General features: G+C 68.5%; 16 protein-coding genes and 1 pseudogene. 8 read left to right on the top strand and 9 right to left on the bottom strand.

The window, feature by feature from the left end; all coding sequences use genetic code 11:
* Positions 1-4 precede the first annotated feature (4 nt).
* The 3 genes from ACZ7KI_RS18720 to ACZ7KI_RS18710 all read left to right on the top strand — a co-directional run bounded on the left by ACZ7KI_RS18720 (position 5) and on the right by ACZ7KI_RS18710 (position 5,350).
* Positions 5-1,738, top strand: coding sequence for an ABC transporter ATP-binding protein (locus ACZ7KI_RS18720; RefSeq protein WP_470274375.1), 1,734 nt, complete (start codon positions 5-7; stop codon positions 1,736-1,738).
* Positions 1,738-3,783: an ABC transporter ATP-binding protein gene (locus ACZ7KI_RS18715; protein WP_470274374.1), complete on the top strand. Its 2,046-nt coding sequence runs from the start codon at positions 1,738-1,740 to the stop codon at positions 3,781-3,783. The genes ACZ7KI_RS18720 and ACZ7KI_RS18715 overlap by 1 nt, the downstream gene beginning before the upstream one ends.
* Before the next feature lie 112 nt (positions 3,784-3,895).
* Positions 3,896-5,350 (top strand): DNA polymerase ligase N-terminal domain-containing protein, encoded by a 1,455-nt coding sequence (locus tag ACZ7KI_RS18710; RefSeq protein WP_470274373.1) that lies wholly within the window; start codon positions 3,896-3,898, stop codon positions 5,348-5,350.
* Between the two features lie 28 nt (positions 5,351-5,378).
* Here ACZ7KI_RS18710 and ACZ7KI_RS18705 read toward each other — a convergent pair whose 3' ends face one another.
* The 4 genes from ACZ7KI_RS18705 to ACZ7KI_RS18690 all read right to left on the bottom strand — a co-directional run bounded on the left by ACZ7KI_RS18705 (position 5,379) and on the right by ACZ7KI_RS18690 (position 8,872).
* A complete protein-coding gene (locus ACZ7KI_RS18705) occupies positions 5,379-5,771 on the bottom strand; it encodes an SPW repeat protein (protein WP_470274372.1) in 393 nt (130 codons plus the stop codon).
* 79 nt (positions 5,772-5,850) lie between these two features.
* A complete protein-coding gene (locus tag ACZ7KI_RS18700; protein WP_470274371.1) occupies positions 5,851-6,204 on the bottom strand; it encodes an STAS domain-containing protein in 354 nt (117 codons plus the stop codon).
* A 75-nt stretch (positions 6,205-6,279) separates the two neighbouring features.
* A complete protein-coding gene (locus ACZ7KI_RS18695; protein WP_470274370.1) occupies positions 6,280-7,788 on the bottom strand; it encodes a CYTH and CHAD domain-containing protein in 1,509 nt (502 codons plus the stop codon).
* A gap of 70 nt (positions 7,789-7,858) precedes the next feature.
* Complete coding sequence (locus ACZ7KI_RS18690) at positions 7,859-8,872, bottom strand: helix-turn-helix domain-containing protein (protein ID WP_470274369.1); 1,014 nt, start codon at positions 8,870-8,872, stop codon at positions 7,859-7,861.
* Between the two features lie 235 nt (positions 8,873-9,107).
* Between ACZ7KI_RS18690 and ACZ7KI_RS18685 the strand changes: the two genes are divergently transcribed.
* Complete coding sequence (locus ACZ7KI_RS18685; RefSeq protein WP_470274368.1) at positions 9,108-10,184, top strand: erythromycin esterase family protein; 1,077 nt, start codon at positions 9,108-9,110, stop codon at positions 10,182-10,184.
* 175 nt (positions 10,185-10,359) lie between these two features.
* Here ACZ7KI_RS18685 and ACZ7KI_RS18680 read toward each other — a convergent pair whose 3' ends face one another.
* Positions 10,360-13,326 (bottom strand): AfsR/SARP family transcriptional regulator, encoded by a 2,967-nt coding sequence (locus tag ACZ7KI_RS18680; RefSeq protein ID WP_470274367.1) that lies wholly within the window; start codon positions 13,324-13,326, stop codon positions 10,360-10,362.
* An 86-nt stretch (positions 13,327-13,412) separates the two neighbouring features.
* Positions 13,413-14,123: a DJ-1/PfpI family protein gene (locus tag ACZ7KI_RS18675; protein WP_470274366.1), complete on the bottom strand. Its 711-nt coding sequence runs from the start codon at positions 14,121-14,123 to the stop codon at positions 13,413-13,415.
* A gap of 98 nt (positions 14,124-14,221) precedes the next feature.
* Here ACZ7KI_RS18675 and ACZ7KI_RS18670 point away from each other — a divergent pair, with 98 nt between their 5' ends.
* Together ACZ7KI_RS18670 and ACZ7KI_RS18665 are read left to right on the top strand one after the other, a co-directional pair.
* On the top strand, positions 14,222-15,199 hold the full coding sequence (locus tag ACZ7KI_RS18670; RefSeq protein WP_470274365.1) for a GlxA family transcriptional regulator: 978 nt from the start codon (positions 14,222-14,224) through the stop codon (positions 15,197-15,199).
* A 43-nt stretch (positions 15,200-15,242) separates the two neighbouring features.
* A complete protein-coding gene (locus ACZ7KI_RS18665) occupies positions 15,243-16,664 on the top strand; it encodes a YibE/F family protein (RefSeq protein ID WP_470274364.1) in 1,422 nt (473 codons plus the stop codon).
* 722 nt (positions 16,665-17,386) lie between these two features.
* Here the strand turns inward: ACZ7KI_RS18665 and ACZ7KI_RS18660 are convergent.
* Together ACZ7KI_RS18660 and ACZ7KI_RS18655 are read right to left on the bottom strand one after the other, a co-directional pair.
* Positions 17,387-18,043 (bottom strand): hypothetical protein, encoded by a 657-nt coding sequence (locus tag ACZ7KI_RS18660; RefSeq protein ID WP_470274468.1) that lies wholly within the window; start codon positions 18,041-18,043, stop codon positions 17,387-17,389.
* A gap of 5 nt (positions 18,044-18,048) precedes the next feature.
* Entirely contained in the window at positions 18,049-18,657 is a 609-nt protein-coding gene (locus ACZ7KI_RS18655; RefSeq protein ID WP_061982874.1) for an MBL fold metallo-hydrolase, read from the bottom strand.
* A gap of 157 nt (positions 18,658-18,814) precedes the next feature.
* Here ACZ7KI_RS18655 and ACZ7KI_RS18650 point away from each other — a divergent pair, with 157 nt between their 5' ends.
* Positions 18,815-19,672: a peptidylprolyl isomerase gene (locus ACZ7KI_RS18650; protein ID WP_470274363.1), complete on the top strand. Its 858-nt coding sequence runs from the start codon at positions 18,815-18,817 to the stop codon at positions 19,670-19,672.
* 1 nt (position 19,673) lies between these two features.
* Positions 19,674-19,859 (top strand): annotated as a pseudogene (locus ACZ7KI_RS18645) (aminodeoxychorismate lyase); the annotation flags it as partial.
* Positions 19,860-20,038: 179 nt separating this feature from the next.
* On the opposite strand, the gene ACZ7KI_RS18640 reads toward ACZ7KI_RS18645, so the two are convergent.
* Positions 20,039-20,818, bottom strand: a complete 780-nt coding sequence (locus tag ACZ7KI_RS18640; protein ID WP_470274362.1) for an enoyl-CoA hydratase/isomerase family protein — start codon at positions 20,816-20,818, stop codon at positions 20,039-20,041.
* Positions 20,819-20,880: the final 62 nt, after the last annotated feature.

The raw sequence follows: 20,880 nt of genomic DNA, 5'->3' as shown, positions 1-20,880 counted from the left end.
CGTTGTGCTGACGAAGCTGTTGCGCACTCACCTGCGCCCATACCGGCGAGACCTGTGGCTGATCGTGCTGCTGCAGTTCGTCCAGACCCTCGCCGGGCTCTACCTGCCGACGCTGAACGCCGACATCATCGACGACGGCGTGGTCAAGGGCGACATCGACTACATCCTCGGCGTCGGCGGCGTGATGCTGCTGGTGTCGCTGGTGCAGATCTCGTGCTCGATCGGCGCCGTCTACTTCGGCGCCCGCACCGCGATGGCGGTCGGTCGCGACGTCCGCGCCGCCATCTTCCACCGCGTACAGGACTTCTCCGCCCGCGAAGTCGGCCAGTTCGGCACACCGTCGCTGATCACCCGCACCACCAACGACGTCCAGCAGGTGCAGATGCTGACGTTGATGTCGTTCACTTTGATGGTGTCGGCGCCGATCATGTGCGTCGGGGGCATCGTCATGGCACTGAACCAGGACGTGACGCTGTCGTGGCTGCTGGTGGTCGTGGTCCCGATCCTGGGTCTCTCGGTCGGCGTGATCATCGCGAGGATGCGCCCGGCCTTCCGGCTGATGCAGGAGCGGATCGACAAGATCAACCAGATCCTGCGCGAGCAGATCATGGGCATCCGCGTGATCAGGGCCTTCGTCAAGGACACCCACGAGCGGCGGCGGTTCACCGAGGCCAACACGGCGCTGCTGGACGTCTCGCTGATCGTCGGCAGGCTCATGGCCCTGATGTTCCCCATCGTCATGCTCGTGATGAACACCTCCAGCGTCGCCGTGCTGTGGTTCGGCGGGCTGCGCATCGACGACGGCAGCATGCAGATCGGCGCGCTGACCGCGTTCCTGTCCTACCTGATGCAGATCCTGATGGCGGTCATGATGGCCACCTTCATGTTCATGATGGTGCCGCGCGCCGAGGTCAGTGCCGAGCGCATCACCGAGGTGCTCGACACCCACTCCAGTGTCGTCCTGCCGCTGAACCCGATCAGCCCGGGCGAGGTGCACGGGCGGCTCGAATTGTCCGATGTGGAATTCCGATACCCGGGAGCGGAAAAGCCGGTCCTGCAGGAGATCTCGCTGCTCGCCATGCCCGGTGAGACCACCGCGATCATCGGCAGCACGGGCAGCGGGAAGACCACGCTGCTCAACCTGATCCCGCGGCTGATGGACGCCACCGACGGCTCCGTGCGGGTCGACGGCGTCGACGTCCGCGAACTGGATCCGACCGTGCTGTCCGACGCCGTCGGGCTGGTGCCGCAGAAGCCGTACCTGTTCGCCGGGACGGTCGCGAGCAACCTCCGCTACGGCAAGGCCGACGCCACCGACGAGGAACTGTGGCACGCGCTGGAGGTGGCGCAGGGCAAGGAGTTCGTCGAGCGGATGCCCCAGGGCCTCGACTCCCCCATCGCGCAGGGCGGCACCAACGTCTCCGGCGGTCAGCGGCAGCGGCTCGCGATCGCGCGCATGCTGGTGCGCCGCCCCGAGATCTACCTCTTCGACGATTCCTTCTCCGCGCTCGACTACGCGACCGACGCCGCGCTGCGGCGGGCGCTGGTGGCCGAGACCGCCGAGGCGACCGTGGTGATCGTCGCGCAGCGGGTCAGCACGATCCGCAACGCAGACCGCATCATCGTGCTCGACGAGGGCCGGGTCGTCGGTAGCGGAACGCACACCGAACTCATGGACGGTAACGAGACCTACCGGGAAATCGTGCTGTCCCAGCTGACCGAACAGGAGGCCGCCTGATGAGCACGCCCGAGTCCACAACGGACACTTCAGGCAGTTCAGGCGCCTCGGCCACTCCGGCGAAAGGCGTGGGCGAGAGAGCGAGCGCGCCCCGCGGGCCAGGAGCGGGCGGAGGTGGAGCCGTCTTCAGCCGTGGGCCCGCCGCCCTCATGGGCGGTCCGGCCGAAAAGGCCTTGGACTTCAAGGGATCGCTGAAACGCCTGCTGCGCCTGCTGCAGCCGCAGCGCGCCGTGCTCTACGGCATCCTGGCCGCCGGTGTCGCCAGCGTGACGCTGAGCGTCATCGGCCCGAAGATCCTCGGCATGGCGACGGACCTGATCTTCGCGGGCGTCGTCGCGCAGGACCTGCCCAAGGGCGTCAGCAAGGAAGAGGTCATCGCCGGGCTGCGGGCGAAGGGCGACAACACCCTCGCCGACATGTTCTCGGCGATCGACTTCGTACCGGGTCAGCGGATCGACTTCGACGCCGTCGGCCAGGTCCTGATGTGGGTGCTGCTGCTCTACATCGTGGCGTCGTTCTTCGCGCTGCTGCAGGCCCGGCTGACCACGAACCTGGTGCAGCGGGCGGTGTTCGAACTCCGGGAGAAGATCGAGGAGAAGTTCGCCAAACTCCCGCTGAGCTACTTCGACCGCCAGCCACGCGGTGAGGTGCTGAGCCGGGCGACCAACGACATCGACAACCTCGCGCAGTCGCTGCAGCAGACCCTCGCGCAGATCGTGACGTCACTGCTGACGGTCGTCGGCGTGCTCACGATGATGTTCGTCATCTCGCCGCTGCTGGCGCTGGTCGCGCTGCTTTCGGTCCCGGCTTCGGTGCTGGTCGCGGCGAAGATCGGCAAGAGGGCGCAGCCACAGTTCATCAAGCAGTGGTCCACCACCGGGCGGCTCAACGCGCATATCGAGGAGATGTACACCGGGCACTCGCTGGTCAAGGTGTTCGGCCGCCGTGAGGAGGCACAAGAGGTCTTCCGCGAGCACAACGACACCCTCTACGGCGCGAGCTTCAAGGCGCAGTTCATCTCGGGCACCATCCAGCCCGCGATGATGTTCATCGGCAACCTGAGCTATGTGCTGGTGGCCGTGATCGGGGCGCTGCGGGTGGCGTCCGGGACGCTGTCGCTCGGCGACGTCCAGGCGTTCATCCAGTACTCGCGGCAGTTCAGCCAGCCGGTCACGCAGATCGCCAGCATGGCGAACCTGCTGCAGTCCGGGCTCGCGTCCGCGGAGCGGGTCTTCGCGTTGCTCGACGCGGACGAGCAAGAGCCCGAGCCCGCCGAACCCGCGCGGGTGCCGGCGGTACGTGGCCAGGTCGAATTCGAGCACGTGTCGTTCCGGTACGCGCCGGACACTCCGCTCATCGAAGACCTGTCGCTCACCGTCGATCCGGGACACACCGTCGCCATCGTCGGACCGACCGGGGCCGGGAAGACCACGCTGGTCAACCTGCTCATGCGGTTCTACGAACTCGACGGCGGCCGGATCACCCTCGACGGCGTCGACATCGCCGCGATGGACCGCGAGGACCTGCGGTCCAAGACCGGCATGGTGCTGCAGGACGCGTGGCTGTTCGGCGGCACGATCGCGGAGAACATCGCCTACGGTTCCGCGGGCGCCACGCACGAGGAGATCGTCGCGGCGGCCAAGGCGACCCACGTCGACCGGTTCGTCCGCACCCTGCCCGACGGCTACGACACGGTCATCGACGACGAGGGCGGCACGGTCAGCGCCGGCGAGAAACAGCTGATCACCGTCGCGCGGGCGTTCCTGGCGAAGCCCGCGATCCTCATCCTCGACGAGGCCACCAGTTCGGTCGACACCCGGACCGAGGTGCTGATCCAGCGGGCGATGAATTCGCTGCGCGAGGGTCGGACGAGTTTCGTCATCGCGCACCGGCTCTCCACCATCCGCGACGCGGACGTCATCCTGGTGATGGAGAACGGCTCGATCGTCGAACAGGGCGACCACGAAACACTGCTGCTCACCGGCGGTGCGTACTCCCGGCTCTACGCCGCCCAGTTCGCCGAGGCGTTGGCCGAAACCGACTGATCCGCCCTTCGTGAAGGCCCCTTTCCCTACTCTCACAGTGGGAAAAGGGGCCTTCACCACACGTAAGGGCGGTGAACGGCGCTAGGCTTGCGTGACCGGGATCCGGAGAGGGGTGCGCTGGCCGACCATGGCGGAGAAACTCGGCGAATATCGCCGTAAGCGCAAACCGGGACGGACTCCCGAACCCATTCCGGATCGCGATGGGGCAACCGGGTCCGACGATCTCTTCGTCATCCAGGAACACCACGCGAGCAGCCTGCACTGGGATGTCCGTCTGGAACGGGACGGGGTGCTGGTCTCCTGGGCGGTGCCTAAAGGCCTGCCGATGTCGCCTGATCTCGAACGGCTGGCGGTGCACACCGAGGACCACCCGATGGAATACCTCACCTTCGAGGGCGAGATCCCCGCCGGCGAATACGGCGGCGGCCGCATGACCATCTGGGACACCGGCCGGTACGAAACACTGCACTTCAACGACCACAAGGTCGAGGTCGTCTTCCACGGGACGCGGGCGCGCGGGAAATACCTCTTCCTCAATGTGAAGAAGGACGGGAACGATCGCGGCTGGCTGCTCAAACGGCTCGACCCGGCCGATCCCGGCCGGACGGAACTTCCCCCCTTCCTCGCCCCCATGCTGACCAAGCCCGGACGTCTCCCCTCGACCGGCGAAGACGCGGAATGGGCCTATGAATTCGACTGGTCCGGGCGACGCACCTTGATCCGGGTGTCCGGTGGCCGGATCACCGCCTACGACGATTCGGGCGACGACGTGACCGGCCTGTACCCCGAGTTGCGCGGGCTCGGTGAGCAACTCGGTGCCACGGAAGCCTTTCTCGACGGGGAAATCGTCGTCTTCGACGGCGGGAAGCCGAGTGCGGAAGGGCTCGGGCACCGGGCGCGTGCCACGAAGGCTTCCGCGAAACGGCTCACCTCCCGGTATCCGGCGTTCTACCTGGTGGCCGACCTCCTGCATCTGGACGGCCGTTCCTGCCTCGAATCGCCCTACGTCGAGCGGCGGGATCTCCTCGACGGGCTCGGCCTCGCCGGACCGCATTGGCAGGTCCCCCGGCACTACCTCGGAGACGGCGGCGCGGTCGCACGGGCCGCCCGCGAACACGGCCTCGCCGGGATCATCGCGAAACGCGCCGGCTCCGCGTATCACCCGGGAAGGCGTACCGGGGACTGGCTTTCCATCACCGGCACGAGAGTCCAGCAGGTGGTGCTGGGCGGGTGGCGGCCCGGTGGCGGCAGCCGCGCGGGCACCTTCAGTTCGTTGCTGCTCGGCGTCCCGCACGAAGACGGCTTGCGGTACATCGGAAACGTCGGCGTCGGATTCGCGGGCGACGAACTGGAAGAGCTTTCACGGCGGTTGTTCCGCCTGGAGCGCAAGACGTCCCCGTTCCGCTCCGTACCGGACAAACAGGCACGGGACGCGCGCTGGTCGCGGCCGACCATCGTCGGCGAGGTCGTCTTCGGCGGCTGGACGGACGCGGGCTGCCTGCGCAACCCACGCTGGCGTGGCCTGCTGCCGGACGTCTCAGCCGACGAGGTCGAACTCGACGGCTGAGCACCTCGTCGGTCAAGTAAACCGGCGGTCAGGCGGACCGGCGGTCACGGGCGATCATCACGATCCCCGCGACGACGACCAGCGCGCCCGCGACGATGTTGCCCACGATCCCTGATGTCGTCGGCGGCGTGACCTGCTCGTCGGACGTCGGGATCGCGAACGGCGAGATCGCCGCCCACAATCCGAGTACCGGAAGCACCCACGACAACGGCTGGAACCTCGTCGAAGACAGCGTGCGACCGGCGGCGAGCAGCGCCAAGGCGAGTCCGGCGACCGTGTTGCTGACCGCGAGATCCGCGGCCCCGCCGAAACCCATGATCCAAGGCGCCACGATCAGGTAGAGGCCGGCCAGCAGGATCAGCCCGGCTTCGGGGTGGGTCTTCGGCCGCGCCCCGACCACCGGGCCAGTGGTGGCGTTCATACGATCAACCCCTTTCCCGGGATAGGTACCCCGGTAGGGGGAGAGCTCAACATCCACTGCGTCGAACGGGTGAACGAGACTAGTTCAGGACTTCTTCGACATCTCGGCGGACGTCGAGGTCGGCGCCGACCCCGCTGATGTCCAAGATGCGCGACACCAGCGTGGTCTTCACGATCACCGAGAACCGGGACGACACGGCATTGGCCTCTTCGAGCGCGTGCAATCCGGCACAACTGAGGAAGCCAACGCCGGACAGGTCGAGGATCACCCGCTTCGCCGAGACGCACGCACCGCTGAGCTCGGTGCGGAACCGGCCGACCGTGGCCGCGTCGATCTCCCCCACCGCGGTGAGGACGAGGACGCCGTCCGGACGGCGGCTGCTGGTCACGGCCAAGGGAGGCGGGTCGCCGGGAACACGCTTGCCAGGCAACATTGGGGGCGCCTCTCTCCAGACCACCAAGTGCCATCGACGGTACTCGGCGGCGGCGCGAGGTCAAGGAGGGCTAGCTCATTTGAGCCATTTCGGGCGAGAACCTTTACGTACCTCTTGCCATTCCCCGGCGAAACGGCGGTGCGCGGCTTCGGCCGTGGCCAGCGAACGGCCATACAGGAGACCGTACGTGAAAGCGTTTTCACTTTCGGCGTAGGCGCGGAGTCCGAGCAGTCGCAGGAGGTCCCGGGTGACCACCACGTCATGATGCGTACCCAGCGTGCTCTGCACCGCCTTGACGTTCTTCCGCCATTTTCGAAGTTTCTTGCCACTCACCGGCCGCACCGTGTCCGCGGCGTACCGGGCACGCTTGGCCTTCTTGCGCACCTCGTGCAACGCGGCGTCCTGCTCCGCACCGGGCTCCAGCTCGACGGCCGCCGCGACGGCCTTGCGCAGCTTCCGGTCCGTACGCGCCACTGCCTTACGGAGTTCTTTCTTGCCATCCTTGATCTTTCGCGGCTTCGCGGCGAGCTTCTCCAGTGCTCGCAACAGATCTAGGTACCGCTTGCTGTCGAGCGCCCGGATGGCGCGCGCCTGCGCCTCTTGGGCTTCGCGCCCGAAGTGCCGCGTCATCAGCTGCTCGACGTTGCCGAGGACCAGTTCCGGAGGGAGCGCCTTGACCTCGTCGTGCAGGCGTTCGGCCATCACCTCGGTGTCCCGCGCCGGCCCGAGTTCTCCACCGAGCCAGCGCAGTTCGGCGGCGAGCCCGTTCGCGACGTCGGCATCGAGGGAACGCCGGAACGTCCGCAGCGCGCTCCGCAGCCGCCTGCTCGCGACCCGCATCTGATGGACCGCGTCCTCGACGTCCCGGCGAACCCCGATGTCGTTGCGGCGCAACGCGTCCAGTTGTTCGGAGAGGTAGTCCGCCAGCACCGAACCGGACGCTCCCGCCGCCGACGGGACGAGCTCGTCAGTCAGTCGCCGGAGCTTAGACGGCCACCTCGACCGCTCCGCACCCGCCTTCACGACAGCCCGATCCAGACTGTCGAGTACCGCGGGGTCGGCGCCGGGCGAAAGCTCGATCTCTATCTCCCGCCAGCGGTCGAGGTGCGCCTTCTCGCCACCGGCCTCGCCGGTGACGACGTCGTCGGTCAGTGTCGCGAGTTCGCGACCGTCCGCGTCGAGCAAGGCGTACGACGTGCGCTCGGTGCGCAGATGAGCGGCCTGGACGAGTTTGGCGCCGAGGGTGTGCCCGCGCACCAGTTTCGCCAGTGCGCCGGGCACCTTGTCCGGCTTACCCGACAGCGGGACACGCAGTTCCTCGCGCCTGTCCTCGCTGACCGGGAGTTTGAGGTGCCAGCCCTCATCGCTTCCGCCCAGCCTGCGCCGCAGCGTGATGCCCGCCTGCGCGAGCCGGAAGTCTGCGGTGTCGAAGTACGTGGCGTCGAGGACGTCCACCCTCGGTTCGGCCTGGTTCGTGACGGGACCGGCCGGGACCAGCGGCGGGATGGGCCGATCGGCCGCCAAGTCGTACTTCCGCTCGATCTCCGCCTCGGCGACCGGGGCACCACCCTGAGTCTTCGCCACCACGAACTCCTTCTCCTCGGCTACCTGGAAGGATTACCCCCGGATGAGGTGCCGGGAAACCCCGATCGGGTCATTCCTCCATCCGGTCGTACCGGTCGGCCCACTCGGCGAGCAGTTGCCGCGACTTCTCCTCGGTCAGGCTATCGCTTTCCAGTCGCGCAACAAGAGAATAGTACGCTTCGACCGCCACCCGGTCGTCGATGAACACTCCGGCCGCATAAGAATCCGTGTACACCACCGCGGGATGCTCGGTGAATTCCATGATGGTGAACGAATTCTCGATTGTTCTGCTCACTTCGTTCGTTTCGGGCACGATGCGAATGGAACAATAAGGCAGATTCGCCGACAGGACGAGGTGCAACAGTTGCTCGTGCATGATCCGCGGGCCACCGATGACCGAACGCAGCGCGCGTTCGTGAACGTAGAACCGGCACCGCGGCGGGCGATCCCGCTGGAGCAGCTTCTGCCGGTCCATCCTGGCGTTCACGACCTGGTCCAGTCGCGCCTGGCCGCGGTTGCCGATCAGCTCGTAAGTGGTGCGGGCGTACGGCTCGGTCTGCAGCAGCCCGGGTAACGTCAGCGACTCGTAGCGCACCAGGGTGTGCGCGAGATTCTCTTGGATCATCAGGGATTTCATCGGATCGACGAGTTCGTCGAAGTACGGCCGCACCCAGTAGAGGTCGTTGCCCGGCTGCGTGAGTTCCAGCAGCAGATCGCGCTCGGGTTCCGCCTCGCCACAGGTCGCGAGATACAGCGCCGCGTCGACCACGGACAGCTCCCGAAGCCCTTGTTCCCACCTCGTGACCTTGCTCTGCAACCAGCCGTTACGGCGGCTGACGTCGGCTCCGCTGAAGTGCCTGCGCTGCCGGAACGCCTTCATGCGGTGGCCCAGTTCCCGGGTCCGCGCCGTCGAATCCTTCTCAACCATGCGGGCCAAAGTAGAGCCGAACTCCGGCCGCGCAGTCACTGCCACGCGGTAATTCACCTCAACTGCTGATAACTTGCGCTCGCGCATTCCTGCGAAGCGCCGCTTCGCGGGCGAAGCACCTTCGCGCGCGAAGGGTTCTTTAAGTTTATAGCGCACGAAAGGAATGGGGGCGAGTCGCGGGAAAGGGGAATTGTTGCGAAGTGGGTTGGGTTGGTCGTGGGGGGGGGGGGGGGGGGTGTCCCCCCCCCCCCCCCCCCCCCCCCCCCCACGACCAACCGCACCGACCGCTCACCGACCCCTACCCCTCACCACCGTTTGAAACTTCCCCCATGGCGACCTGCAGCTTTGCGTCAGAGTCTCAACCGAGGCATCAACGATAGGCTTGAACCCCATGAGTCAAGACATTCGAGACTTCGTGACCCCCTCGTGCGACCTGCTCGGCCTGGGCGAGCCCACGCACGCGATCCCGGTCTTCGCGGAGATCCGCAACGACCTGTTCGCGCAGCTCGTCGACCGAGGTTTCCGCTCCATCGCGCTCGAAACCGACCGCGTGTCGGCCCTCACCGCGAACGACTTCGTCCAAGACGGCACCGGGACTCTCGACCTCGCGATGAGCGAAGGCTTCAGTCACGACTTCGGCGCCCTGGATGCGAATCGGCAGCTGATCGCTTGGCTGCGCGAGCACAACGAGAACCGCCCGCCCGAGGAACGCCTGTCGTTCCACGGTTTCGACACGCAGACGGAAACCTTCTCCGCCCCCAGCCCGCGGCGGTACCTCCAATACGCCGCCGACTACCTCGGCTCGTCCCGGGACATCGCGAGTGTGGCGGGTGACGACGAACGCTGGAGCCGTACGGAAGCGGTGATGGACCCGGCCGGGTCACCGGGGGCGACGGCGGAGGCCTACCGGCTGCGCGCGATCGCGTCGGATCTCCTGACCGCACTGCGCGCCCGCGAGCCGAACGCCGGATGGTCCCGCGCCGAAATCCACCTCATGGCGGGCATCGATCTGCTGCGCTATCACCGGCAGTGCGCCGAACCTCTCGACCAGGGCGAGCGATATCAGCGCCTCTCCGCCGTCCGGGACGCGATCATGGCCCGGAACCTGCTGGACATCCGCGCCGCCGAGGCCGGTCGTGGCGCGACGATGGTGTTCTCACACAACCTCCACCTCCGGCGCACCGGGACGGATGCCGCCGGCGGGCTGGTTTCCCCGCTGCTCGGCGATCGGTACACCTTCGTCGCGACCAGTCTCGGCCGCAGCGAGGCCATGGGGCTTCAGGCTCCCGAGGCCGACACCTACGAAGGGTTCCTGCAGAAGCACATCACCACGGGCTGGGGGCTGCTCCCGGCCACCGAGGTCCCGCCCGCTCGCGTCCGGACCGATACCACTCCGCGGCAGGGCTACTTCCCGCTCGACCAAGCACTACTCGACGACGCGGACGCGATCCTGCACGTAGCCGCTTAGGCGTCGAACCGGGTGACGCCTCCTGCCCTCGGAAGGCGTCACCCGGCCACGAGCACGCGCCGTCACCCCCAGTCCCGCGAATCCAGGACGGCGCGAAGTCCGCTCACCCGGACTCGAGTCAACAGACCGGCGCCATAACTTCGCCAAACGCGGAGGCCACCGCTCCCCCTCCGGGTTATCCCGGCATCGCACCGAAGCGGATCTTCGTCAAGGCTTCACGAGCCCGTTCCCGCTGCCGCCCGTCCCGGTCGACGGCGGAAAGATCCCGGAGCGCGCGTAGTTCCCACACCGGGAATCCCAGTTGCCGGAACAACCCGGCCGCCGTGCGGAGTCCTTCGGCGGCTTCGGTCGCGACACCTTCGTCCGCCCGCAGACGGCCGAGGCTGAGCAAGGCGTATCCGCCGCCCCGGCGGTCACCGAGCGCGCGGAACGTGTCCATCGCGAGGCCGAGATGCACCTCCGCCTGGTCCGCTTCACCTGCCAGACGCAGGGATTCGCCGAAACTCCGATGCGTGTAGGCGGCCGCGTGCCGGTGGCCGACGTGCTCGAAAAGCTCCAGCGACCGCGTAAGACACCGCTCGCTCTCCCCCGCGTCCCCCGCCTTCGCGTGGAGATCGCCCAGGCTGCGCAGCACGTGCGCCTCCCAGTGACGTTCACGCGAGCTCCGGGTACCGGTCAGCGCACTCGTCAGCAGATCACCGGCTTCGTCGAGGCGACCGTTCCGGCGCAGGACATCGGCGTAGCGTTTGGCGGACCGGTCGTGCTGCCGCCCGTCCTCGCAATGGAGCGAAAGCAGCAGGCTCGCCTCGAAACACTCCTTCGCCCGCCCGAAGTCACCGAGGTCGTCCCAGACCGAGCCGAACTGGGCCGACGCCATCGCCTGCCCGGAGAGGTCACCGCAATCCCGGTACAGGTCCAGTGCCTCACGCAACGCGTCGACGGCCGACCGGGGACGGCCGGAGTCCGCGTCGACGTCGGCGAGCGCGACGAGTGCGGCCCCGGTGCCCCGCCGATCCTCCGCGGACCGGAATCTGGCCTCGGCCAACGCGAAACACGTCCGCGCTCGTGCCAAGTCACCCGCGTTCGCGTGGGAATGGCCGAGCTTCAGCAGTTTTTCCGCCTCCGCGGGGAGATCGAGGCGTTCACGCACGATGTCGAACCCGAGCAACGCCAGTGAACCGCCGCGCCGGGGGCCGACGAGATCGCCGTGGGCGTCGGCCAGCCGCGCCGCCAGCTCGGTCCAGCCGTGGCCGCTCGCGGTCCGGGCGGCGAGGGCGAGGTTCGCGATTTCCGCCTCGCGCCAGCCGATCGGGTCGGCCGCGACGCGGTCCAGCGCCGCCGCGGGCGCGTCCATCCGGCGGACAGGTGAGTACTCGGCGCCGAGCGCGGAAATCGCGTGTTCGGCCAATGCCGCAGTGACTGTCAACGCGCGTTCGAGGGCTTCGGGATCCGCCGGTACCCGAAGCGCGAGACGGGTCAGGCCAGGCAGCCGGTACCGGAGGAAGCCCGCCTGATCGGGTGCGGCGTGGAGCAGATGCTCGTCCACCAGTTCGTCGAGCAGCTCGGCCGCCTCGCGGGAGGAACAGCCCAGCAGGGCGGTCGCGAACCAGTCGGCGATCTCGACGGCGCCGGGAAAATCGAGCAACCGCAAGGAATTCCGCTGCCGTGGCGACAGCTCCGCGAGGGCCTCGGTGAGCACCGGACGGACGGCGAGGTCACCGGCGGTGAGTTCGTCGAGGCGCAGGCGCTCGTTTTCCAACCGGGTCGCGAACTCGGCGATACTCAGCCTCGGTCGCTGCAGCAGCCTCATTCCCGCCGCGCGCACCGCCAGCGCGAGCCCGTCGCAGCAGGCCAGCAGCCGTCGGACGGCGTCGGGTTCGGCCGAGGGCCGGTCCTCCCCGATGATCGCGCCGAGCAGCACCCGCGACTCCGCGTAGGACAGCGGACCGACCTCGATCGGCCGGGCACCGACGAGCCCGGCCAGCCGTCGCCGGGTCGTGACGATCGTGGCGCAGCCGGGACCGGTCGGCAGCAACGGCCGCACCTCGGCCTCGGACCGCGCGTTCTCGAGGATCACCAGCAGCCGCCGGTCCGCGGTATGGCTTTGCCACAAGGAGATCAGTCCCGCCCGATCCGGCGGGAGTTCCGTTTCCGCGAGGCCGAGAGCGCGGAGGAACCCGGTGAGCACCTCGCCGGTTTCACGCAGGTCGGCGACGAGCTGACCGTCCGGGAACCGTTTGCGTACCCGCCACGCGGCGTGGACGGCCAGCGCGCTCTTCCCCGCGCCCGCCGCGCCGTGCAGCACCACCGGCGCCGGACCGCGCAGCGCGCGCCCCAGCTCCGCCAGTTCGCCTGCCCGGCCGGTGAAATCCGGTGTCGACGGCGGCAGACGGCAGGGCGGGCCGCCTGCCGACCAGCCGGTTCCGGCGATCCGCCGGTGGACCGCGAGCAGGTCTTCTCCCGGCGAAACGCCGGCGTGCTCCCAGAGCACGTGACGGCACCGGTCGAGGACGGCGAGCGCGGCGTCCCGGCGACCGAGCCCGTGCAGTGCCTCGGCCAGCCATCCGGCAAGGCGCTCGTCACCCGGCCGCTCGGCCAGTTCCGGCCCGAGCCGGTCGGCGACCGCCTTGTGGTCACCGGCCGCCAGGTCCAGCTCCACGAGCTTGCCGAGTACCGAGCATCGCCGGTCCTCCAGCCACAGTTTGTGCGCCTCCAGGAGCGGGCCGGCCGGGACGTCGGCGAACGCAGGGCTTCGCCACAACCCCAGTGCCCGATCGAGCAGCGCCTTGCGCTCGCCACCGGTCGCCGTCGCGGCCGCCGCGGTCAGACCGGTGAAACCGGCGACGTCCAGTTCCCCTTCCGACACGGTCAGCCGGTAGCCACCCCGCCCCGACCGCAGCCGCTGCCGGGCGTCATCCACCGCCAATCCGGGGGACAACGCCTTGCGCAGTTTGGAAACCGCCATCTGCACGACGGCGGCGGCACTCGACGGCGGCCCCTGCGGCCAGAGTTCGTCCACGAGGGTGTTCCGGTGAACGAACTCGTTCGGCCTGGCCAAGAGCACCCCGAGCACCAGCCGGGGCTGAGCCGCCGACGGCAGCGGGACCGAGGCCCAGAGCGGGCCGAGCACCTTGAACTCCACGAAGCACCTATCACCTGGACGGGTGGGCAGAATCTAACCCGGCGGGGTCACCGATTTACCGCTTCTCACCCGGATGGCCGCCCCCCTCACGTCCCGGTGTGCGCGAGCAGCCTGTCCCGCAAGGCGGGCTCGTCCGCGAGGGCGTCGTTCAAGGTGTGCTCCAGCAACGGCTTGAGATCCCCATACGGCCGCTTCGACCAGTCGAGCGCGCCGAGCGGCGGCTCCGGGTCGTACTCGATGACGAACTGGATCGTCCGCGCGATCTCGGCACCGACGAGCCGCTCGACCAGGTGCAGCGCGAGGTCGATCCCCGCCGACACCCCGGCGGCGGTGATCACGTTCCCGTCCTCTACCCAGCGTTCGGCGACCGGCTCGGCGCCGAACGCACGCAGCAGTTCCCGGAACATCCAGTGCGTCGCGGCCCGGCGGCCCTCCAGCAGCCCCGCCTGCCCCAGCACCAGCGAGCCCGTGCACACCGAGGTGACCAGTTCCGCGTTCGCGGCGGCACCGCGCACGTAGTCGATCAGCTTCTCGTCGGCGAGTGCCTTCAGCGTCGGCGCGGCGCCGCCGGGCACGAGGAGGGCGTACGGCGACGGGACTTCGTCGTAAGTGTGGGTCGGCACGAGCTTCAGCGGGTTGTCGGTGACGACCGGGTCCTTGGTCTCGCCGACCACGACCGTCCGATACTCCTGCACCGTGCTCGCCATACCGTCCAGCACGGTCAGCGGTCCGACCATGTCGAGCGGGGTCATCCCCGGGTACACGACGAACGCGATGGTCTTCTTGTCCTCTGTCATGGGGCAACAGTGTCTTAGCCGAGGAACCGGCGTGGGCCCGATGTCCGGATTCCTGCGAACTACGTCCTACGGCCGGGTGAGGCTGCTAGCGTTCGATCATGCCGGGTTCACCCAGACGAGTGTTGATCGTCGGTTTTACCCACGCCGAGCTGCTCGACATCGCCGGTCCGTCGGACGTCCTGGACGCCGCGACGAAACTCGGCGGGCGGCCGGGGTACGAGATCATGCTCGCCAGCGTCGACGGACGCGGCATTCGCTGCGAATCCGGCCTGACCCTGCAGGCACAGCACCGCCTCGACCAGGTGACCGGCGAACTCGACACGCTGATCGTCGCGGGCGGCACCGGCCACGAGACCGCCGCCGCCGACCCCCGGATCGTCTCCCACATCCGCAGGCTCGCGCAGCGCAGCCGTCGCGTCGCTTCGGTGTGCACCGGCGCCACGGTGCTGGCCGCGTGCGGGTTGCTCAACGGGCGCCGCGCCACCACCCATTGGCGGTACGCGAACCGGCTCGCGACGAACTATCCGCAGGTGAACGTGGACCCGGTTCCGCTGTACGTGCGCGACGGCAACGTCTACACGGCGGCAGGCGTCACCAGCGGGATCGATCTCACCCTCGCGTTCGTCGAGGAGGATCACGGGCCCAGCCTCGCCAGGGAGACCGCCCGCATGCTGGTCACCTACCTGCAGCGGCCGGGCAATCAGGCACAGGTGAGCATGTTCCTGTCCGGTCCGCCGCCGGAGAACCGGCTGGTCCGCGACATCACCGCGTACGTCGCCGAACACCTCGCCGGTGATCTCAGCACCACCGTGCTCGCCGAACGGGCGGGCATCAGCACCCGGCAGCTGACCAGGCTGTTCGACGCGCATCTGAGTACCACGCCCAGCCGGTACGTCCGGGCGGCGAGGACCGAGAACGCGGCGAAACTTTTGTGCGGCACCGAACTTCCGCTCACGTCGATCGCGAGGCGGTGCGGTTTCGGCTCCACCGAGACGCTTCGCCAGGCTTTCCTCGACCACTTCGACACTCCCCCGTCCGCCTACCGCCGGGTCCATCTGCGGCAGGCGTTCGGCTAGGGCCGACGCGCGGGGTCCGACGCGGGCTGTGCAGGATGTGCGGGTGAACCGCCGCGACATCTCCGACGACGACACCGGCCCGATTCGCCGGGTTACGGACACCCCGTCCGATCGTCCGCCCGGAACGTCCCGTTCGCCGCGCCGGACCCCGCCCGAAGGCGTCCGGCGTCCGCGTCCCCCGGCCGAGCGGCCGCGACCGGGCGAACCGGGCAGACGTCGCGCCGCCGAACCGAAACCCGAAGCGAAACCCGCGCCGGTCGGGCACGGGCACTCGCACGGCCGCGGACCGGCGGCGCCCGCGTCACGCCGCGTCCGGCTGCTGCTGATGTGGCTGCTGATCCCGCTCGCGGTCGCGACCGTCGCCGGGATGGTCCTGCTCTACCCGTGGGGCAAGGATCCGGCGAAAAGCGCCTTCCCACAGGGAACGCCGGTGAACGCCACGATCACCGCGACGATCACCGGTCCGTGTCTCGCCGAAGGCCAGGTCCAGGTCGGCGAGCCGTCGCCGGACGCGAAACCGTGTCTCACCAGCGAATTGACGATGACCGACGGTCCCGGCGCCGGGAAGCCGCTGAAGCTGACCCTCCCGATCGAGCCGAGCACGCCCCGGTTCGCCGCGGGCGACAAGGTGGTGCTTTCCTACAACGGCGGCGACGCCGCGAACCCGGCGTCGTTCCAGATCGTCGACTTCCAGCGCGGCACGCCGTTGCTTTTGCTCGCCGGGCTGTTCGCGCTCGCGGTGATCGTGCTCGGCCGATGGCAGGGGCTCGCCGCGCTGATCGCGCTGGGACTGAGCTTCCTGGTGCTGGCCCTGTTCGTGCTGCCATCGATCCTCGCCGGGGAAAGTCCGCTGCTGGTGGCGATCGCGGGGGCGGGGGCGATCATGTTCGTCGCGCTGTACCTGACCCACGGGCTGTCCGCGAGAACCTCGGTGGCGGTGCTGGGCACCTTGGTGAGCCTGATCCTGATCGGCGTCCTGTCGGCGATCTTCTCGGCCGCGGCGTCGCTGACCGGACTGGACGACAGCACCTCGCAGCTGATCGGTTCGCTCGGGCACGGGATCGACGCGCGGGGCCTGCTGCTGGCAGGCGTCGTGATCGGCGCGCTCGGCGTACTCGACGACGTCACGGTGACGCAGACGAGCGCGGTGTGGGAGCTGCGGCGGGCGAACCCGTCGCTCGGCTGGCGCGAGCTCTACGGCGCGGGCCTGCGGATCGGGCGTGACCACGTCGGTTCGGCGGTCAACACGCTCGTGATGGCGTACGCGGGTGCGGCGCTGCCGGTGCTGCTTTACACGTCGCTCTCGGGCGTGGGACTCGGTTCGATCCTCGGGGCGGAGGACATCGCGCAGGAGATCGTGCGGACGCTGGCCGGGAGCGTCGGCATCGTCGCGGCGGTACCGGTCACCACCGTGCTGGCCGCGCTGATCGCCTCGCGGGAGCCGCAGGAGCCTCAACCCTCGTGAGTGGTAATGACGGTTCTATTGAGAGGTAAGGCAAAGGTGGCGTGTCCTGAAGGACCCCGTTGAGACGTTGAAGGTCTCAACGGGGGCCTTCAGGACATCACGCGTCGACGCTGGGGCAGCGGTGTTCCCGCCATGTCGCGAAAGCCACTTTCGGGACGTGTGGTGTCCCGAAAGTGGCTTTCGCGACATGGGCAGCGGGCTGCCAACCTCGAGGGAAGCGCACAGCAGACGTGCTGGTCATGGCAGCCTTACTGTCTCCACTGTGGCATTGGGGGCATGACCGGCTCCCGACCGCGCTTATCGCCCGGCAGCGGGAATGTTCCCTTGCCGAGGGCGCAGGCCACGCCATATTTGCCTTACCCCTCAATAACCAAAGGCCTCTTAGGTCCTACGGCGGGTGAGCCGGGTTGCGGCCGGTCCGTGAAGGACTCCTTAAGGGACCCAGAGTCCCCCCAAGCTCCCCTCGCTCGCCCCGGACAACCCTCACAAGCCCCAGCAGCACCACCAGTCACAACAGCGGCGCGTGAAGGACCCCTTTCCTCGGCTGAGCCGAGGAAAGGGCTCCTTCACGCGTTCCCCAGTACATGAAGGCCCCCATCACTGCGCTAGGCGCAAGGAAGGGCGCCATCATGTACTTCACGCGAGCGACCGCAGCTCGTGAGTGGTAATGACGGTTAGAACCGTCATTACCACGCACGAGGCCCGGACGATTTCCGCCGCTTTCATTCCAACGTCGCCACGAACCTGCTGACGGCTTCCATCGTGAACCGCTGGATGTACTTCCCGGCGGGTGCCGCCGAGGCCAGCCGGTAGAGCGGCCGCTCCGCCGCCGCGTCCCCGCGCGCCTCCGACTTCAGCTGTGCCACCAGCAGTTCCGAGAACACCAGGCCATTCGCGTCCGTGTTGTTCAGCAGCGCGTTCGCGAGCCTGCGCAGTTGCAGGACGCCGAGTTCCCGGCCACCGGCACCGGAGTAGACGGCCAGGTCGACCTTCGCCACCTTGCGCCGTTTACCCGCGTTGACCAGCAGGCTGACCGTCCGGGTACCGCGTACGTCGCTGATCACCAGGTCGATGCGTTCGGCCTCGGTCAGCGCGATCCGCCGCAGACCCCAGGTCCGCACGATGAGCGTGTCGCCTTCGAGCCAGACACGGCGGCGCAGGTTGTAGCACATGACGTAGAGCAGCGGCAGCGCGATGACGCCGGCGACGACGAGCCCGGCGACCTCACCGCCGATCAGCCCGGCGATCCCGCCGAACGCGGCCGCGAAGATCACGACACCGGCGATGCCGGAGCAGCCGCGACGGCGGCGGAGCTTGGGGTCGTCGTGGAACAACGGAAGACGCTCGGGCGTCTCCGGCACACCTGCCCGCTCGGCCATCTCGCTCACGATCCCGTCCCGGCCAAGAACGGGTTGCCCGCGCGCTCCTGCCCGATCGTGGTGGCCGGGCCGTGCCCCGGCAGGACGACGGTGTCGTCGGGCAGCGTCATCACCTTGGCACCGAGGGACCGCACGAGTTCGTCACCGTCGCCGGAGGAGCGCCCGATCGAACCGGCGAACAGGCTGTCGCCGGTGAGCACGATCCGGCCACCCTCGGCGGAGGACAGCCCGAAGATCACCGAACCGGCGGTGTGGCCCGGCGTACGGGACACCGTGATCTCCAGTCCGGCCAGCCTGAGCGGGCCCTCGACGAGTGGCACGATCCCGTCCTTCCATTCCCCGGCGTCCGCGGCCAGGAGTGGCCTGTCCGCCTCATGCAGATACAGCGGTATTCCATGGCGCGCGCCGACCTCGGCCGCCGAGGCGACGTGATCCGGGTGGCCGTGGGTGGCGAGCATCGCGACCGGCGTGAGCCCGTGCCCGGACAGCGCGGCCTCGAGAGGCTCGCCGATGTCCTCGCCGGGATCGACGAGAACGCACTCCCCGCCGCCCTCGGGGGCGAGCAGATAGCAGTTGGCTTCGAGAGGGCCGGCCGGGAATCCGACAACCAGCACGAAACGCCTCCTCGAATCTTCCGCCGAACAGGTGACAGGATGGCCCTGATCACGATCAAGTAAGCCTAGCGGCCCCTGTACGGGGGTCTCACAGGCTGTGCCCATAGACTTCCCCCACCTCAGACGTGTGAACATCGAGTGGAAACGGGGAGGGCGGGTGCCGACCAACCAGCAGCGCCGCGAAGCCGCGAAGCGCAAGCTCGAGCGACAGATCGTGCGACGGGCCGAAAAGGCCAAGCGGCGCAAGATCGTCGGCGCGGTGGCGGTCGTCGGCGTCGTCGCGATCGTGGCAGGCGCGGTGTGGTGGATCGTCAGCAGTAACAGTGGTGACGACGCCGCCTCCGACGCCTCCCCGAGCTCGGCTCCTCCGACCCCCGAGGTCACCATCCCCACGGAACGCGCGCCGATGCCCAAGCGGGCGACGCCGCTGGCGAACCCGGTGACGTGTGACTTCAAGGACGACGCCACCAAGAAGGCGTCGAAGCAGGTGAACAAGCCCGAAGGCAAGGACGTCTCGTCGAACGGCACCGTCAACCTCGTGCTGAAGAGCACCGCGGGCGACATTCCGCTGACGTTGGACCGGGCGCTCGCGCCCTGTGCCGTCCAGAGCTTCATCAGCCTCTCGCAGCAGGGCTATTTCAACGACACCAAGTGCCACCGGCTCGGCACCACCGGCCTGCAGATGCTGCAGTGCGGTGACCCCGAGGCCAGCGGCATGGGCGGTCCGGGCTACACGATGCCGGACGAGGCGTTCCCCGAGATCAAGTACGGCCGCGGCATCCTCGCGATGGCGAAGACGCAGCAGCCGAACTCCGGCGGCAGCCAGTTCTTCATGGTCTACGGCGAAGCCGAACTGCCCGCGGAGTACTCGGTCTTCGGCAGCATCTCCGACGAGGGACTGAAGGTGCTCGACAAGGTCGCCAAGGCGGGCGCCAACGCCCAGGCCGGCAACGGCGACGGCACCGGCCCGCCCAACACCGAGGTCAAGTTCACCGGCGTCACGGTCAACGCCTGACGTGAAGCTGGAGCTCAACGGCGCGCCCGCCAGGTCGGAAGACCTGGCGGGCGCGTTCGGTTACGGTCATTTCACCGCGATGCAGGTCCGCGACGGCAAGGTCCGCGGCCTGGACGTCCACCTGGACCGGCTCGTGACGAGCACGCGTTCGTCACGAGCCCCAGCCTCGGACGCCACAGGTACCCGGCTGCCGGTGGGAGGCGGGCCGGTTGGTCGTGGGTGGCGATTCGGGTCAGAGCCGAAAGTGTTCAGGTACCTGCTGCCGGGCGCGCACGTGTGCTCCGATGGACGACACGCGTGATTGGTCGGCCAACACGCGTGTCCAGCCGGACGACTCGCGGCGGGACCGGTCGCGTCCACGTGTCGTCAGCGGTAGGTGAACTTCGGCGGCCGCCGCGCGAGGAACGCGGCAACGCCCTCGGCGTAGTCCTCGCCGTGCAAGGCGCCCAACCGGATCTCGTCCACCTCGGCGTCGGATTCCTCTTGTCCCGCGACGATCTTCTCGATGATCCGCTTCATCCCGCGCACTGATGCCTGCGAACGCGAAGCCAGCGTCTCGACGAACTTCATCGTCGACGCCTCCAGCTCCTCGGCGGGATAGACGTCGTTGAGCAGCCCGATCTCCCGCGCCCGCCGCGCGTCGACGAGTTCGCCCGAGAGTAGGAAGTACTTCGCGTTCGCCGGGCCGACCAGGGAGACCAGCTGCCGTGTCGAGTCGAAGTGGTAGACGATGCCGAGCTTCGCCGGCGTGATGCCGAACCGCGAACCCTCCGCGGCGAAGCGGAAGTCGCAAGCGACCGAGATCTGGCAGCCACCGCCGATGCAGTTCCCCTGGATCATCGCCACCGTCGGCTTCCGCGACGCCGTCAGCGCCGCCACGGCCCCGTCGACGGCCTTGTCGTAGGTCTCGGCCGCGTCGGCCGTGGACCGCAGGTCCCGGAACTCGCTGATGTCCGCGCCCGCCGAGAAATGTGCGCCCGCGCCGGTCAGCACGAGCACCTTGATCTCCGGGTCCGCCTCCACCCGCGCCACCACGTCCGGGATGGCTGACCACATCCCGTAGGTGATCGCGTTCATCTTCTCCGGCCTGGTGAGCGTCAGCCGGGCGACCTCGCCGTCGCGAGTGAATTCGAACCCTTCAGTCATGTTCCGCACCCTAGTGCGCGGCCCCGCCGGTGCCCGTCGAATGTGGTCAAGACGGCCCACGA

It is taken from the genome of Amycolatopsis sp. NPDC039088, from assembly GCF_055598845.1.
Note: the sequence above shows the minus strand (reverse complement) of the source record. Positions and strands in the feature narration are given on the sequence as shown.